This is a genomic window from Variovorax sp. CCNWLW235 (assembly GCF_037204085.1).
GTDB lineage: Bacteria > Pseudomonadota > Gammaproteobacteria > Burkholderiales > Burkholderiaceae_C > Variovorax.
In genome coordinates this window covers 1-15,067 of the sequence record NZ_JBBCBW010000040.1, presented here as the reverse complement: position 1 = coordinate 15,067, position 15,067 = coordinate 1, and the positions used below count along the sequence as shown (strand labels likewise).

Sequence of the window (15,067 nt, the reverse complement as noted above, 5' to 3'; positions counted from 1 at the left end):
ATAAAGGAGGAGGGGCGCAGCCCCGGGGGACATTCGCGGAGGGGAGTACCCGGTGGCCTTTGCACCCGCCCTGAACAAGAGCCTTCAAACACAGCACGCAGCAGAACCGCTGAAATGAAAAACGGCGCCCAAAGGCGCCGTTTACGGAAAACAGAAGACGGAAATCAGTCTTCGACGAAAGCCTCTTCGCGCTTCGCCTTCACCGCCGGCAACAGCACGATCACCAGCAGCAGCGCAGCGGCAAGCAGCAGTCCGAGCGAGATCGGGCGCGTGACGAACACGCTCCAGTCACCGCGCGAGAGCAGCAGCGAGCGGCGCAGGTTCTCTTCCATCATTGGCCCGAGGATGAAGCCCAACAGCAATGGTGCAGGCTCGCAACCCAGCTTGAAGAAGGTGTAGCCCACGAAGCCGAAGATGCCCACCATCCAGATGTCCCACGTGTTGTTGTTCGTGGAGTACACGCCAATCGCGCAGAACAGCACGATCGCGGGGAACAGGAACTTGTAGGGCACCGTCAGCAGCTTGATCCACATGCCGATCAGCGGCAGGTTCAGGATCACGAGCATTGCATTGCCAAGCCACATCGAGGCGATCAGGCCCCAGAACAGCTCGGGGTTGCTGGTCATCACCTGCGGGCCTGGCTGGATGTTGTGGATCGTCATTGCGCCCACCATCAGCGCCATCACCGCGTTGGGCGGAATACCCAGCGTCAGCAGCGGAATGAACGAGGTTTGCGCACCTGCGTTGTTGGCCGCTTCAGGAGCTGCCACGCCGCGGATGTTGCCCTTGCCGAACGGTACTTCGCCCGGATGGAGCTTGGTCTTCTTCTCGATGGTGTAGGCCGCAAAGGCCGACAGCAACGCACCGCCACCCGGCAGGATGCCGAGCGACGAGCCCAGCGCCGTGCCGCGCAGCACGGCCGGGATCATGCGCTTGAAGTCTTCCTTGGTCGGGAACAGGCCCGACACCTTGGCGGTGAACACCTCGCGCTCGTCGTCGGGGCGCGAAAGGTTGGCAATGATTTCGCCGTAGCCGAACACGCCCATGGCAATGGCCACAAAGCCAATGCCGTCGGTCAGTTCCGGAACGTCGAAGCTGTAGCGTGCCACGCCCGAGTTCACGTCGGTGCCCACCAGGCCCAGCAGCAGGCCCAGCACGATCATGCCGATGGCCTTGAGCAGCGAGCCCGAAGCCAGCACCACGGCGCCGATCAGGCCCAGGATCATCAGCGAGAAGTATTCGGCGGGGCCGAACTTGAAGGCCAGCTCGGTGAGCGGCGGCGCAAAGGCGGCCAGGATCAGCGTGCCGACGCAGCCGGCAAAGAACGAACCCAGGCCCGCGGCGGCGAGCGCCGGGCCTGCTCGGCCCTTGCGCGCCATCTGGTAGCCGTCGATCACGGTTACCACCGACGAAGATTCGCCAGGCAGGTTCACCAGAATGGCGGTGGTGGAGCCGCCGTACTGCGCGCCGTAATAGATACCGGCCAGCATGATCAGCGCCGACACGGGCGGCAGCGCGTACGTGGCCGGCAGCAGCATTGCGATGGTCGCAACCGGGCCGATGCCCGGGAGCACGCCGATCAGCGTGCCCAGGATACAGCCGCCCAGGCAGTACAGCAGGTTGGTGAAGGTAAAGGCAACGCCAAAACCCATCGAGAGGTGGTCAAACAATTCCATGTGAGCAGCTTTCTTCTCAACCGGTGATGAAGGTCGGCCAGACCTGGATTTGCAGCTTGAGCGCCCAGATGAATGCAACGTAGCTGCCGACGGCCAGCACGGTGGCCAGGATCAGCACGGTAGGCAGCTTGAACTCGTGACCCGCAAGGCTCGCGATGAGCACGAGCGCGTAGATCGCGATGATCATTCCCATGGCCGGCACGCCGAGGCTCGGCAGGCCGCCGAGCAAGATGCCGAAGGCGACGTTGGCGCCCAGGATGAAGATCACCTGCTTCCAGGCCCACTTGCCGATCTTTTCGCCGTCGGTGGTTTCAACGGTCAGGCCGCTGAACATGATCCCCAGGCCGATGACGGCCATCAGGATGCCCAGCATCAACGGGAAGTAACCCGGCCCCATGCGGGCGCCGGTGCCTACGCTGTAGGTGGTGGCGCCCCATGCGAACGCCGCGCCCACTACCGTAAACATCAGACCCGAGAAAAAGTCTTTCTGACTCTTGATTTTCACGAACAGTCTCCTCGAACAGATTTCGATGCCGGATTGTCGAGTCAGCCAGTGGTCAGCCCGATGTGGATTCCACTAACGAAAGGCCTAGGGATAACCCGAAAGACTTCACCGCACCAATTCGCGGAACGCCGGAAAACCGGCTCCGCCGGGGCTTATTCGAGGGGCGGCGTCGCGCTCAAAACTTCTTCGACCGTCGTCACGCCCTCGGCCACGCGCAGCGCGCCCGCCAGGCGCAGCGGCCGCATGCCGTCGATGACCGCTTGCCGCCGCAGCCCCGCCAGGTTGGGCTCCTTGTTGACCTGGCTCTTGAAGTCTTCGCTGATGCTCAGCAGTTCGTACAGCCCCATACGGCCCATGTAGCCCGTCATGCGGCAATCGACGCAGCCCACGGGCTTGTAGGCGCGCACCGAGCCGGTGATCTGCCACGGCTTGACGATGGCTTCGAGCTTCTCGCGCGTGACCGTGTCGTCGGGCTGCTTGCAATTGGGGCACAGCGTGCGCACCAGCCGCTGGGCCAGCACGCCGAGCATCACGGCGTTGATGAGGTACGACGGCACGCCCAGTTCCATGAGCCGCGTGATGGCGCTCGGCGCGTCGTTCGTGTGCAGCGTGCTGAACACCAGGTGGCCCGTGAGCGCGGCCTGCACCGCCATCTCGGCCGTGGCAAGGTCGCGGATTTCGCCGACCATGATGATGTCCGGGTCCTGCCGCATCAGCGCGCGCAGGCCTTCGGTAAACCCGAAGTCCAGCTGCGGCTGCACCTGCGTCTGGTTGAACGAAGGCTCGATCATTTCAATCGGGTCTTCGACCGTGCTCACGTTGACCTCTTCGGTCGCCACGCGCTTGAGCGTGGAATACAGCGTGGTGGTCTTGCCCGAGCCCGTGGGCCCGGTCACCAGGATGATGCCGTTGGGCCGCGTGACCAGCTGCTCCCAGCGGTGCGCGTCGTGCTGCGAAAAGCCGAGCGCATCGAGATCCTTCACCGCCGTGTCGGGGTCGAAGATCCGCATCACCATCTTTTCGCCAAAGGCTGTCGGCAAGGTGGAAAGCCGCATTTCGACTTCGTCGCCGCGCATGTTGCGGGTCTTGATGCGGCCGTCGAGCGGGCGGCGCTTTTCGACCACGTCCATGCGGCCCAGCAGCTTGATGCGCGACACCATTGCGTTCATCACGCCCATGGGCATCTGGTAGGCCGGATGCAGGATGCCGTCGATGCGAAAGCGGATCACGCCCTGTTCGCGGCGCGGCTCCAAATGAATGTCGCTCGCGCGCTGGTCGAACGCGTATTGCCACAGCCAGTCGACCACCTGCACCACGCTCTGGTCGTTGGCGTCGAGTTGCTTGGTGCTTTTGCCCAGTTCCACCAGCTGCTCGAAGCTCGCGCCGCCGGTGTTGCCGCCGGCCTTCTGCGCCGCGCGCACCGACTTGGCGAGCGCAAAGAATTCGGCCGTATAGCGCTGGATGTCCGTCGGGTTGGCCACCACGCGGCGCACGGTGCGGCGCGCCTGGCGCTCCACCTCGGCGATCCAGTCGGTAAGAAACGGCTCGGCCGTGGCTACCACCACTTCGTTGGGCAGCACCTGCACAGGCAGCACCTTGTGGCGCTCGGCATAGGCCGCGCTCATGGTGTCGGCCACCTTGCCCACGTCGACCTTGAGCGGATCGATGCGCAGGTAGCTGAGCCCCGCACGGCCGGCAAGCCATTGCGTGAGCATTTCAAGATCGAGCGGCTTGCCGTCGCTTTCGCGCGTCATGGCCACGTTGGCAAGGCGCACCAGCGGCGCCTGCCGGCTTTCGGCCTGGGCACAGCGCGCAATGGTGCGCTTGGCCTCCACCGGCGAAATCACGCCGTCGGCGGCGAGCCATTCGATGAGGCGGCGCAGGTCGAGCGGGCCCTCGTGGCGGGCAGGCGAAGGTTTGGATGCGGAAGCAGCGGGAACAGCGCTCATGAGCCGGAAGGTCGGGTGAGAGTGGGATTCAGCGGTTTGAACACACGCAGCCATTTAGGCGCGGGCAGGCCCCAGCGAGTCTGGATCGTTTGGGCGCGCTCGGCAAGGGCTTCGCGCTTCGGGCGGCTTGGCGTGCGCTGCGCCAGCACCACCGTGTTGCCTTCGCGCGTCGGCTTGAAGGCCCACACCGCGTCGGCGCCGAATGCGCCTGCAATTTTCTCGAGGCTGCGCTCGTAGCTCGACGAGCGCCCGAAGAGATTGACCGTCATGCAGCCGTCTTCGGTGAGCAATGTGCGGCAATCGGCATAGAAGTCTTCGCTGTCGAGCACCGGCGCCGCGGCCTCATGGTCGTACAGGTCGACCTGCAATGCGTCCACCGTGCCTTGCCATTCGGCCTTGCGGATTTCGAGCGCGGCATCGGCAATGACCACGCGCAGTTTCGGGTCGTCCGCCGGCAGCTTGAACCAGCCGCGGCATGCCGACACCACCTGCGGGTTCAGCTCGACCGCTGTGGTGCGCATGCGCAAGGTCTTGCGGCAGAACTTGGTGAGCGTGGCCGCGCCGAGACCGAGCTGCATCGCGTGGCAGCTTGCCACGCTTTTCGCATCGGCGAACAGCAGCCAGGCCATCATGCGCTGCACGTATTCGAGCTCGATCTCGAACGGTGCATCGAGCTTCATCGAGCCCTGGACCCATTCGGTGCCCAGGTGCAGGTAGCGGATATCGCCCCAGTCGGAAAAATTGACTTCAGGAAGGACGGGGGTTTTGCTCGTGGCCATCAGATGAGTTGGTGGGCGTCGAAGACCTCGCGCCAGGCCGCGAGCTTGCGCTCGAAGCTCCACGACGCATTGGCGGGGCTGGTGGAAGGCAGCTGGTAGACCGGCACGCCCAGGGTGCGCGTGTGGCGCGCATGCTTGAAGCTCTCGCCGCCGTTGTGGGCAATGGCGGCAAGCTTCGGCAGATGCAGGCCGGCTATGTCGTTGGCAACGGGTGCGCGAATGGCCGAGTCGAGGCTGCCCTCGCGCTCGCAGGCGGCATACACGTCCCACACGCCGAGGCCGCGCGCGAGCAGCCACTTCTTCTTTTCGGGATAGCTGTCTGCGCCGATCGGGAGCGGGTGTTGGGGCCAAACGGCTTGCAAGATTTTCCAGAACTGATTTTGCGGATGCGCATAGTACTGCTGCTGCTCGAGCGATCGAACGCCCGGGAAGCTTCCGAGGATCAGCACCACGGTGTCCGGCGAGACGACGGGCGCCAGGCCGGTGAGCACTGCGCTTGGGGTGTCAGGTGCGGTTGGTGGTTTCATGAACAGCCTCTATCTTGGCACTGTCGGTACTGTCGATCGCCCATGAAAAAACCCGCCGAAGCGGGTTGTGCGGAAGGCGGGCGCCGGTTATTTCTTGGCGGCTTCGTGTTCGGCGGTGCCGGGCACCTTTTCGCCAATGGCCTTGCCGGTGCTGCGCATGCCGTCAGCCGTCTTGTGGCCGGCGGTTTCAACCGCGTCGCCCGTCTTGGCGGCCACGTTCTTGGTGGCGTTGGTGGCCTTCTTGGTGGTGCGCTTGGTCGCGTCCCAGGCCTTCTTGGCGCCGCGTTCGGTGGCGTTCACGGCCTTCTTGGTCGTGGTCGCGGTCGCATCGACTGCGTCCCTGCCGGCTTCCTTCACCTTCTCGGTGGTGGTGGGCTCGGCGGTGGTCGTTGCGGGTGCTGCGGTGGTCGCGGTTTGAGCCACGGCGGACACGCCGATGGAAGCAAGCGCGAGGGCCAGCACGACGGGCACGGTGCGAACGAAAGATGTGGTCATGTAAAGACTCCTTTTTGGATGAAGTGTCGGAGTGACGAACTTGCCACTGAACAAACAACGCCACTTCGAACACCGAGGATGACAGTAAAAAAGGAGCCTCCGCTTGCGCAAACGCAACTCGGGACATCGGCCTACGCGCGCTGCGGCCTGCGCTCCGACAAGGAAAGAAGGCTTTCGAGCCGCGGCATGGCTTCCAGCGCATTCCGGGTCGTGGCCTCGGCCAGTTCATCGACGCCGATGCCGCGCAACTGCGCCACCACTTCGGCAATGCGCGGCAGCTCGCCGGGCTCGTTGCGGCCCTGCGCTTCACCGGCCGCGCGCTGCGCCTGCGTGCGGTAGATCCAGTGCGGCTGGATGTCGGGCGCATCGGTTTCCATCACCATCGATTCGAGCGGCAGCGTGGCCGCCAGCCGCCGCAGCTGCAGCGCGCGATCAAAGGTCACCGCGCCGCCGAATCCCAGCTTCAGGCCGATCTCGATGCAGGCCTTGGCCTGCTGCTCGCTGCCGTTGAACGCATGGGCAATGCCCCGCCACGGATGGCCGCCCGCTGTCTGCCGCAAATGCTTGAGCACCTTGTCGACCGAGCGGCGCACATGAATGAGCACCGGCAGGTCGTGCTTGCGCGCGAGTTGCAACTGAGTGTGAAAAAAGTGCTGCTGCTTGTCGCTGTCCAGCCCCTCCACGAAGTAGTCGAGACCGATTTCGCCGACCGCAACCAGTCGCGGGTCGCCGCGGCGCGTGGACAGCTCGGCATCGAGCGCCTCCAGGTCGGCCCCTTGCGCGTTGCCGGTGCACAGGGGGTGGATTCCCAGCGCATAGGCATCGCTCTGCACGTGCGCCAGCTCGCGCACGGTTGCAAAGTTGAAGGCGGCAACCGCCGGAATGACGCACAGCGCCACGCCCCGTTCCGCGGCGCGGGCACGGATGAGCGGCATTTCTGCACCGAATTCGGGCGCGTCCAGATGGCAGTGGGTGTCGATGAATACAGCCATGGCGAGATGATGCCCGAAGGGATGCAAGGCAGAAGAAAGCGTGCTACTGTGAACCCCTCACCCGTCATCCCTTGCCGGAGGTGTTTCGATGCGCAGGCCCGCCTTCTACAGCCGTTCGCCCCGCACGCTGCCTCAGGCGGCCGATTCCGCGGCCGCCGATCAGGCCGTGCCATCGCCCGAAGGCGGAGGCAATGGCGCGCCGCCGGATTCACCCGTTTCTCCACCGCAAGGCAAGCCGCGCTGGCAGCCCGGCCGACGCAGTTTTGCGTTTCTGGTGGTGCTGTGCGCCATTGCGGTCGGCAGTGCATGGTGGCCGCGCCAGGGCGCCAGGGCACTGACGCAGAAAGACATCGACTCGGCCGTGCTGCGCACGCTGCAGACCAACACGCTGCCCTCACCCGCCGCCAAGGCGGCCGAGATCGTGCGGCCTTCGGTGGTTCGCGTGGTCGGCTACGGCCCCGAAAAAGCCACCCCCGAAGCCAAGACCCAGAAGCGCGGACGCAATCTTGCCAAGGGCAAGGCGCCTGAAGCCGATCCGCCACCGGGCGAAACCGAACGCGGCGTGGGCACCGGCGTGGTCATCGTCGACAAGGGCGTCATCCTCACCAACCTTCACGTCGTGGCCGGCGCCGAGACCATCAAGGTCACTTTCTCCGATGGCCTCGAAGCTGTGGCCACCATCACCGGCGTGCAACCCGAGAACGATCTTGCGGTGCTGCAGGCGCAGAAGATTCCCGACGACCTGATTCCCGCCGTGATGCGCTCGACGGCCGACCTGCAATCCGGCGACCAGGTGGCCGCGGTCGGCTTTCCGTTCGGCATCGGTCCTTCGGTGTCGGCGGGCGTGGTGTCGGGCCTGAAGCGCTCGTTCCGCTCGCCCGAGGGCAAGCAGGAGTTGGGCAACCTGATCCAGTTCGACGCGGCGGCCAACCCCGGCAATTCGGGCGGACCGCTGATCAACATGGACGGCGAGGTGCTCGGCATCGTCACCGCCATCCTCAATCCCACGCAGCAGCGCACTTTCATAGGCATCGGATTTGCCGTGCCCATTGAGAACGCAGCCTCCGCCGCCGGCTCGCCGCCGTTCTAGCAGCCTGACGGAGGACCGCCCCATGCTTTCGATTGATTACAGAGAGGCCATCGCATGAGCACCGAGACCCCCTTTTCCACGTCTTCCGCCACGGCCGAGCTGATGGAGCAGATCCTCTACGAGGTCAAGCGCGTCGTGGTGGGCCAGGACCGCTTCCTGGAGCGTGTGATGGTCGCCATGCTCGCGGGCGGCCACCTGCTGGTCGAAGGCGTGCCGGGTCTTGCAAAAACCCTCACCATCAAGACGCTGGCCGACACCGTGCGCGGCCAGTTCAAGCGCATCCAGTTCACGCCCGACCTGGTGCCGGCCGACCTGGTCGGCACGCGCATCTACAACCAGAAGACGGGCGAGTTCAGCACCTCGCTCGGCCCGGTGTTTGCCAACCTGCTGCTGGCCGACGAAATCAACCGCGCCCCGGCCAAGGTGCAGAGCGCGCTGCTCGAAGTCATGCAGGAGCGCCAGGTCACGATTGCGGGCGAAACGCACAGGGTGCCGCGCCCGTTCCTCGTCATGGCCACGCAGAACCCCATCGAAACCGAAGGCACCTATCCGCTGCCCGAGGCGCAGGTCGACCGCTTCATGATGAAGGTGCTGGTCGACTACCCGAGCGACGAGGAAGAGTTCGTCATCGTGCAGCGCGTGATCGGCACGATGGTCGAGGTCAACCCGGTGGCCACCACCGAGCAGCTCGCGGCACTGCAGGCCGAGGCGCGGCGCGTGTATGTCGACCCGTCGCTCATCCAGTACGCGGTAAAGCTCGTATCGGCCACGCGCACGCCCGACAAGCACGGCCTGAAGGACATGCACCGCTTCATCACCTTCGGCGCCAGCCCGCGCGCAAGCATCAGCCTCACCGAAGGCGCACGTGCGCTGGCCCTGCTGCGCGGCCGCAGCTACGCCCTGCCTGAAGACATGACCGCGCTGGTTCCCGACGTGCTGCGCCACCGCGTGACGCTTTCCTACGAAGGCCTGTCCGAAGGCCTCACACCCGACGGCCTGATCGACAAGATCATGAAGGCCGTTCCCGCACCTCCCAAACCTCTTGAACATGAAAAGCTGGTGGCGTAAGGCCCCCGCGGCCGCTAACGACGAACGGCTCAATGCACAGGCCGGCGGAGCGGAACGCGCGCTGCGCCGGCTCGAATGGACTGTCATCCGCCGCCTCGACGGCCTGCTGCAGGGCGACTACCGCACGCTGATGCGCGGCACCGGGCTCGACCTGGCCGACCTGCGCGAATACCAGCACCATGACGACGTGCGGCATATCGACTGGAACGTCACTGCCCGGCTGCAGGTACCGCACGTGCGCGTTTTCACCGAAGACCGCGAGATGTCCGCATGGTTTGTGCTCGACCTGAGCCGCTCGGTTGACTTCGGCTCCGGCCTCAAGGCCAAGCGCGAGATCTCGGCCGGCTTCGTCGGCGTGCTCGCGCGCCTGCTCACGCGCCACGGCAACCGGGTCGGGGCGCTGGTCTACGGCAGCGACCTCGAGGCGGTGATTCCGCCGCGCAGCGGCCGCCGGCACGTGCTGCATCTGCTGCACGCCATGGAGCGCCGCGCCGACAAGATCGAAAAAGCGCCCACGCAAAAAGGCATGACGCGCCTGGCCGACCTGCTGAAGTCGGCCGCCACGCTGATGCCGCGCCGCTCCACCGTGTTCGTGGTGTCCGACTTCTTGAGCGAGCCCGGCTGGGAGCGCCCGCTCGGCCAACTGGTGCAGCGGCACGAAGTGATTGCCGTGCGCCTGTTCGACCCGCTCGAGCTCGAGCTGCCCGACCTGGGCCTGGTGCCACTTCGCGATGCCGAAACCGGCGAGCAGCTATGGGTCGACACCCACGATGCCGGTTTTCGCAAGCGCTTCGCCCGCCTGGCGGCCGAGCGCGAAGCAACGCTGCGCGCCTCGCTCGCGAAGGCCGGCGTCGATGCACTCGAGCTTTCGACCAGCGACGACCTGGTGGAAGCCATCGTACGTTTTGCCGACATGCGCAAGCGCCGCACGCGCATCGGCTCGGGCAGCATGAAGGCGGTGGCAGCATGACATTTCTCTGGCCTCAATTCCTCTGGTTGCTGGCGGCCTTGCCGCTGCTGGTGTTGCTCTACATCTGGCTGATCCGCCGCAAGAAGAAGCTTGCGGTGCGCTATGCCAGCCTCTCGATCGTGCGCGAGGCCATGGGCGCCGGCCAGAGCGTCAGGCGGCATATTCCGCCGCTCCTCTTTCTGCTGGCCATGGCCGCGATGCTGGTGGCCGCTGCAAGGCCGATGGCGGTGGTGCTGCTGCCTTCGAACCAGCAGACCATCATCCTCGCGATGGACGTGTCCGGCAGCATGCGCGCAGCCGACGTGCTGCCCAACCGGCTGGTTGCCGCGCAGGAAGCCGCCAAGAGCTTCATCAAGGACCTGCCGCGCCATGTGAAGGTCGGCATCGTGGCGTTCGCGGGCAGTGCCCAGGTGGCGCAGTTGCCCACCACCAACCATGACGACCTGATCACCGCCATCGACAGCTTCCAGCTGCAGCGCGCCACGGCCACGGGCAATGCCATCGTGGTGTCGCTCGCCACCCTGTTCCCTGACGCGGGCATCGACGTTTCGCAGTTCAGCGCACCCAGCCGCCAGCGCGGCACGCCCATCGACCAGACCGAAAAGCAGGCCAAGGAGTTCACGCCGGTGGCACCGGGCTCCTACACCTCGGCCGCGGTGATCATGCTGACCGACGGCCAGCGCACCACCGGCGTCGATCCGCTCGATGCCGCCAAGGCGGCGGCCGATCGCGGCGTGCGCATCTACACGGTGGGCGTGGGCACGGTCGACGGCGAGACCATCGGCTTCGAAGGCTGGTCGATGCGCGTGCGGCTCGACGAGGAAACGCTCAAGGCCGTGGCCAACAAGACCAACGCCGAGTACTTCTACGCGGGCACCGCCGCCGACCTGAAGAAGGTGTACGAAACGCTGAGTTCCAAGCTCACGGTCGAGAAGAAGGAAACCGAAATCTCGGCGCTCTTCGCGCTGGGCGCGGCCATCCTCACGCTGCTGTCGGCGGGGCTCTCGCTGCTCTGGTTCAACCGGATTCTTTAGCTCCGGCCTTGGCGGTGGCCGGCAGGCCGGCGAGCACCTCGCGCAAAATTTCTTCAGACAGGGCCTCGTCGTCCATGGCGCGGGCCAGCACCACGCCGCCGTACATCGATGCCAGCGTGCGAATCGCGTCTCCCCGGGCGTTCTTCTTCGACCGCCACGGAAACTTGCTGGCGAACCGGTCGATCAGCACCTTGAAGTAGGCCGTCAGCGGCGCGCCGATGGCTTTCTCGCTCCCCGGCTGGCCCGCATGCGCGGCAAAGGCGGCCACAAGGCAGCCGCCGGCGCGGCTGTCGCGGTGCTCGCGGCTCAGGTAGCTCCGCACATAGGCGCGCATGCCTTCGGGCGTTTGTGCGGCCTCATCCAGATGGGCAAGCGCAGCATCCCCAGCGTGGACGATGCACTCTGCCATCAGCGCCTCCTTCGAGTCGAAGTGGTTGTAGAACGGGCCGTGCGTGAGCCCGGTAGCTTTCATGATCTCGCTCACGCTCACGCCGTCGAAGCCGCGCTCCTTGAAGAGGCGCGAGGCCTCGGCAAGGATCTTCTGGTGCTTTTCGGCGGTTTCCGCTGCGGGGTATCGCATGTGACCTCTTTCTGTTCCGGGGTACTTCAAGACATGGCTTGACGCTAAGCATGATACCCATCATGCTTCGACACCTCAAACATGATGGTCATCATGCTTGCAGTGAGCCCGACCTTCCAACCTACTTTTGAACGGATTCGAAATGAGCGAACAAGCAACCCTCGGCACCGCCGTCGTCACCGGCGCCTCGGCCGGCCTCGGCAAGATCTACGCAGACCGCTTGGCCCGCCGCGGCCACGACCTGCTGCTGGTGGCGCGCCGCGCCGACCTGCTGGAAGAAGTCGCAGCCGGCCTGCGCGCCAAATATGGCGTCAAGGTGCAAACGCTCGCGGCCGACCTGGCCGCCGCCGGCGACCTCGAGCGCGTGTCAAAGGCCGTTGCCGCCGACCCGTCGATCACACTGCTGATCAACAATGCCGGCCTCTCCACGCTCGCACCCGTCGCGCTGACCACGAGCGCGCAATTGCAGAGCATGCTCGACGTGAACATCAACGCGCTCGCTCACCTGAGCCATGCCGCGCTGACCGCCTTCAAGGCGCGCAACCGGGGCACGCTGGTGAACATCGGCTCGGTGCTCGGCTTCTACACGCTGCCGATCAGCAGCATCTACAGCGGCACCAAGGCTTTTGTGGTCGCGTTCACGCGCGGGCTGCAGGAAGAAGTGGCGGGCACCGGCGTGAAGGTGCAGCTGGTGCTGCCGGCAGCCACGGCCACCGACATCTGGGAGCTTTCGGGCGTGCCGGTGTCGGCGCTGGCCGAAGGTACGGTCATGCAGGCCGAAGAATGCGTGGACGCCGCGCTCGCCGGTCTCGACCTGGGCGAGGCAATCACGTTGCCGTCGGTGAACGACGCCGCCCTGCTCACCGGCTTTACCGATGCAAGCGCCAAGCTGTTCGGCGCTTCGCAGACCAACAAGCCGGCCGCGCGTTATTTGGCGACAGCCTGATCGGCCTGCGCGGCCATCGCTGACTGGTCTGGTGACTTCACCGCGCCGATACCCCCCAGGAACAGGTCGGCCACGATTGGCGCAATCGCCGCGTGGTCGAGCTTTCCGCCGGGTTTCATCCAGGTGAACATCCAGTTGATCATGCCGAACAGCAGCATGGTCAGCGGCTTGGCGAGGTCGTCGCTCGGCGCGCCGGGCCGGAGCGCCGAGACGGCGCGCGCAAACCCCGCGACCACCTCGCGCTCCTTGTCGAGCACGCGCTCGCGGTCTTCCTCTTCGAGAAAGCGCACGTCGTCGGTCAGCACACGGTGCGCGTCCTGCGCGCCGGCATATTCCTCGACGATGCGGTAGATGAAGCGGCGCAGCCGCTCTTCATCGGTGTGCGTCGACGCTTCTTCCTCGGCCACCAGCGCGGCGAGCTTCGACACGTGCGTCTCGGCAATGCTGATGAGCAGGCTGCTCTTGTCCTTGTAGTAGTGATAGAGCGTGGCCTTGGAGAGGTTGCAGGCTTCGGCCACCTGGTTCATCGAGGTGGCGGGATAGCCGCGGCGCGCGAACAGTTGGGCGGCCTGCGCAAGGATGAACTCGCGCTGGTCGTCATAGGTGGCGGATCTTCCACGCGGCATCGGGTCTTCTTTCTTCCTTGATCGGAGTTGCGGGCAACCCGCAATCTTGCATGAAGCGCGCCGGCTAGCCCCGCCGGGTCGCAATCAGCAAACGCACGTCAGTGGCAGGCAGGCGCGGGCGATCGGGCTCCATCTGCCGCAGCGGCGTCACTTCGTGCAGGCTGGCAAGGCTGCGAACCGTCAGCGCCTGGTAGGTCTGCGTGCCCTCGAGCTTCCAGGCAATTTCCTCCTCGCTCAGCATCTTCTTCACCTTGGCGGGAATGCCCGCCACCAGCGAGCGCGCGGGCACCTTCATGCCGGCCGGCACAAAGGCGCAGGCCGCCACGATCGCCTGCTCGCCGATTTCGGCTTCGTCCATCACCACCGCGTTCATGCCCACGAGCGCGTCGCGCCGCACGATGCAGCTGTGCAGGATTGCGCCGTGGCCGATATGCCCGTTGACCTCGACCACCGTGTCCTGGTCCGGAAAGCCGTGAATGCAGCAATGGTCCTGCACGTTGGAGCCCTCCTCCAGCACGATGCGCCCGAAGTCGCCGCGCAGGCTGGCGCAGGGCCCCACATAGCAGTTGGCGCCCACGATCACGTCGCCGATCAACACGGCACTCGGATGCACATAGGCCGTCGGGTCGACGACGGGTATCACGCCGTCGATGGAATAGCTGGGCATTCGGTCGGTCTCCTTTTTTCAGGGGCTCAGGGTTTGCCCTGAATCAACCCCGCTTGTGCCGGATTCAAGGTCGATCCTAAAATCTACCGTCCGGTCGGTCAATAGTGTTTGCATGCCGATTCCGCCAAAACAAGGATGAGAGACAAGCCCATGCCAGAACCTTTAGTTCTCACCGGTAATGCCGGCGCCGTCCGCACGTTGAGCCTCAACCGCCCCGCCGCGCTCAACAGCTTCACGACGGAAATGCATGCCGAGCTGATGGCCGCACTGGAGCTCGCAGCCAAGGACGACAGCGTGCGCTGCGTGGTGCTCACGGGCGCCGGGCGCGCCTTCTGCGCCGGGCAGGACCTGGCCGATCCCTCGGTCGCACCCGACCCGACGCCGGGCGCCGCTCCCAAGGATTTGGGCCACGTCATCTCCACTTACTACGCACCGCTGGTCGCGCGCCTGCGTTCGATGCCCGTGCCGGTGGTGGCTGCTGTCAACGGCGTGGCCGCCGGCGCGGGTGCCAACCTCGCGCTGTGCTGCGACCTGGTGGTGGCCGGGCGCTCGGCGAGCTTCATCCAGGCCTTCACCAAGATCGGCCTCGTGCCCGACACGGGCGGCACCTGGCTGCTGCCGCGCCTCGTGGGCTCGGCGCGCGCACTCGGCATCGCGATGCTGGGCGACAAGCTCCCCGCCGAGGAAGCGGCGCGCATCGGACTGATATGGCAGTGCGTGGACGACGCGGCACTGGCCGACACAGTGGCCTCACTCGCATCGAAACTCGCCGCAATGCCGACCCGCGCCCTGGTCGCCACGCGGCAAGCCATGGCTTCGGCGCAGGACATGGATCTGGACACGGCACTCGCCGAAGAAGCACGCATCCAGCGCGAGTTGGGCAACGCCCACGACTGCCGCGAAGGCGTTGAAGCCTTTCGTGCCAAGCGTGCACCGGTGTTCAAGGATCGCTGAGATGACTTGCTGTTCGTTAAGCCGTGTTGCAGGTCATTCGGGGGGCGCACCCGCCGACGGGGTACCTTTCTCCGCGAATGTCCCCCGGCCTTCGGCCTCCTCCTTTGTTTCGCTGCGCAAGGCACCCCGCCGGCGGGTGCGTTGCACAGAGCGGTGGTTGATCAGCGGTACATCAGCAGCGTGCCCCGGTGCACAGGGCATCGGGTGCT

16 protein-coding genes are annotated in these 15,067 nt (G+C 65.5%); 6 read left to right on the top strand and 10 right to left on the bottom strand.

What is annotated here, in order from left to right; translation table 11 throughout:
* Positions 1 to 164: 164 nt before the first annotated feature.
* The 7 genes from V9L21_RS26080 to V9L21_RS26050 form a co-directional block, all read right to left on the bottom strand.
* A complete protein-coding gene (locus V9L21_RS26080; RefSeq protein WP_258504514.1) occupies positions 165 to 1,676 on the bottom strand; it encodes a tripartite tricarboxylate transporter permease in 1,512 nt (503 codons plus the stop codon).
* Positions 1,677 to 1,692: 16 nt separating this feature from the next.
* Positions 1,693 to 2,181: a tripartite tricarboxylate transporter TctB family protein gene (locus V9L21_RS26075; RefSeq protein ID WP_258504512.1), complete on the bottom strand. Its 489-nt coding sequence runs from the start codon at positions 2,179 to 2,181 to the stop codon at positions 1,693 to 1,695.
* A gap of 152 nt (positions 2,182 to 2,333) precedes the next feature.
* Positions 2,334 to 4,130, bottom strand: a complete 1,797-nt coding sequence (locus V9L21_RS26070; protein ID WP_337315677.1) for a GspE/PulE family protein — start codon at positions 4,128 to 4,130, stop codon at positions 2,334 to 2,336.
* Positions 4,127 to 4,909: a spermidine synthase gene (locus V9L21_RS26065; protein ID WP_337315676.1), complete on the bottom strand. Its 783-nt coding sequence runs from the start codon at positions 4,907 to 4,909 to the stop codon at positions 4,127 to 4,129. Before V9L21_RS26065 ends, V9L21_RS26070 begins: the two co-directional genes overlap by 4 nt.
* The gene (locus tag V9L21_RS26060) at positions 4,909 to 5,436 is read right to left on the bottom strand and encodes a DNA-deoxyinosine glycosylase (protein ID WP_337315675.1); all 528 of its coding nucleotides are present in this window, start codon (positions 5,434 to 5,436) and stop codon (positions 4,909 to 4,911) included. Before V9L21_RS26060 ends, V9L21_RS26065 begins: the two co-directional genes overlap by 1 nt.
* Positions 5,437 to 5,523: 87 nt before the next feature.
* Positions 5,524 to 5,931, bottom strand: coding sequence for a hypothetical protein (locus V9L21_RS26055; RefSeq protein WP_337315674.1), 408 nt, complete (start codon positions 5,929 to 5,931; stop codon positions 5,524 to 5,526).
* Between the two features lie 131 nt (positions 5,932 to 6,062).
* On the bottom strand, positions 6,063 to 6,923 hold the full coding sequence (locus tag V9L21_RS26050; RefSeq protein ID WP_337315673.1) for a TatD family hydrolase: 861 nt from the start codon (positions 6,921 to 6,923) through the stop codon (positions 6,063 to 6,065).
* A gap of 88 nt (positions 6,924 to 7,011) precedes the next feature.
* Here V9L21_RS26050 and V9L21_RS26045 point away from each other — a divergent pair, with 88 nt between their 5' ends.
* Genes V9L21_RS26045 through V9L21_RS26030 form a run of 4 tightly spaced genes read left to right on the top strand, consistent with a single transcriptional unit; the run spans position 7,012 to position 11,085 of the window.
* Positions 7,012 to 8,013 carry a S1C family serine protease gene (locus V9L21_RS26045; protein WP_337315672.1) on the top strand — a complete coding sequence of 334 codons (1,002 nt, stop codon included), beginning with the start codon at positions 7,012 to 7,014 and terminating at the stop codon, positions 8,011 to 8,013.
* Between the two features lie 54 nt (positions 8,014 to 8,067).
* A complete protein-coding gene (locus V9L21_RS26040) occupies positions 8,068 to 9,081 on the top strand; it encodes an AAA family ATPase (RefSeq protein WP_337315671.1) in 1,014 nt (337 codons plus the stop codon).
* Positions 9,062 to 10,051 (top strand): DUF58 domain-containing protein, encoded by a 990-nt coding sequence (locus V9L21_RS26035; RefSeq protein WP_258504503.1) that lies wholly within the window; start codon positions 9,062 to 9,064, stop codon positions 10,049 to 10,051. The genes V9L21_RS26040 and V9L21_RS26035 overlap by 20 nt, the downstream gene beginning before the upstream one ends.
* Positions 10,048 to 11,085, top strand: coding sequence for a VWA domain-containing protein (locus tag V9L21_RS26030; protein WP_258504502.1), 1,038 nt, complete (start codon positions 10,048 to 10,050; stop codon positions 11,083 to 11,085). The genes V9L21_RS26035 and V9L21_RS26030 overlap by 4 nt, the downstream gene beginning before the upstream one ends.
* Here V9L21_RS26030 and V9L21_RS26025 read toward each other — a convergent pair.
* Positions 11,069 to 11,665, bottom strand: a complete 597-nt coding sequence (locus V9L21_RS26025; protein ID WP_337315670.1) for a TetR/AcrR family transcriptional regulator — start codon at positions 11,663 to 11,665, stop codon at positions 11,069 to 11,071. The genes V9L21_RS26030 and V9L21_RS26025 overlap by 17 nt on opposite strands.
* Before the next feature lie 142 nt (positions 11,666 to 11,807).
* Here V9L21_RS26025 and V9L21_RS26020 point away from each other — a divergent pair, with 142 nt between their 5' ends.
* Entirely contained in the window at positions 11,808 to 12,611 is an 804-nt protein-coding gene (locus tag V9L21_RS26020; RefSeq protein WP_337315669.1) for an SDR family NAD(P)-dependent oxidoreductase, read from the top strand.
* Here the strand turns inward: V9L21_RS26020 and V9L21_RS26015 are convergent.
* Both V9L21_RS26015 and V9L21_RS26010 read right to left on the bottom strand, forming a co-directional pair.
* Complete coding sequence (locus tag V9L21_RS26015) at positions 12,593 to 13,237, bottom strand: TetR/AcrR family transcriptional regulator (RefSeq protein WP_337315668.1); 645 nt, start codon at positions 13,235 to 13,237, stop codon at positions 12,593 to 12,595. The genes V9L21_RS26020 and V9L21_RS26015 overlap by 19 nt on opposite strands.
* 64 nt (positions 13,238 to 13,301) lie before the next feature.
* Positions 13,302 to 13,904, bottom strand: a complete 603-nt coding sequence (locus tag V9L21_RS26010; protein ID WP_337315667.1) for a phenylacetic acid degradation protein PaaY — start codon at positions 13,902 to 13,904, stop codon at positions 13,302 to 13,304.
* A 150-nt stretch (positions 13,905 to 14,054) separates the two neighbouring features.
* On the opposite strand from V9L21_RS26010, the gene V9L21_RS26005 reads away from it, so the two are divergent.
* Positions 14,055 to 14,858 carry an enoyl-CoA hydratase-related protein gene (locus V9L21_RS26005; RefSeq protein WP_337315666.1) on the top strand — a complete coding sequence of 268 codons (804 nt, stop codon included), beginning with the start codon at positions 14,055 to 14,057 and terminating at the stop codon, positions 14,856 to 14,858.
* Positions 14,859 to 15,067: the final 209 nt, after the last annotated feature.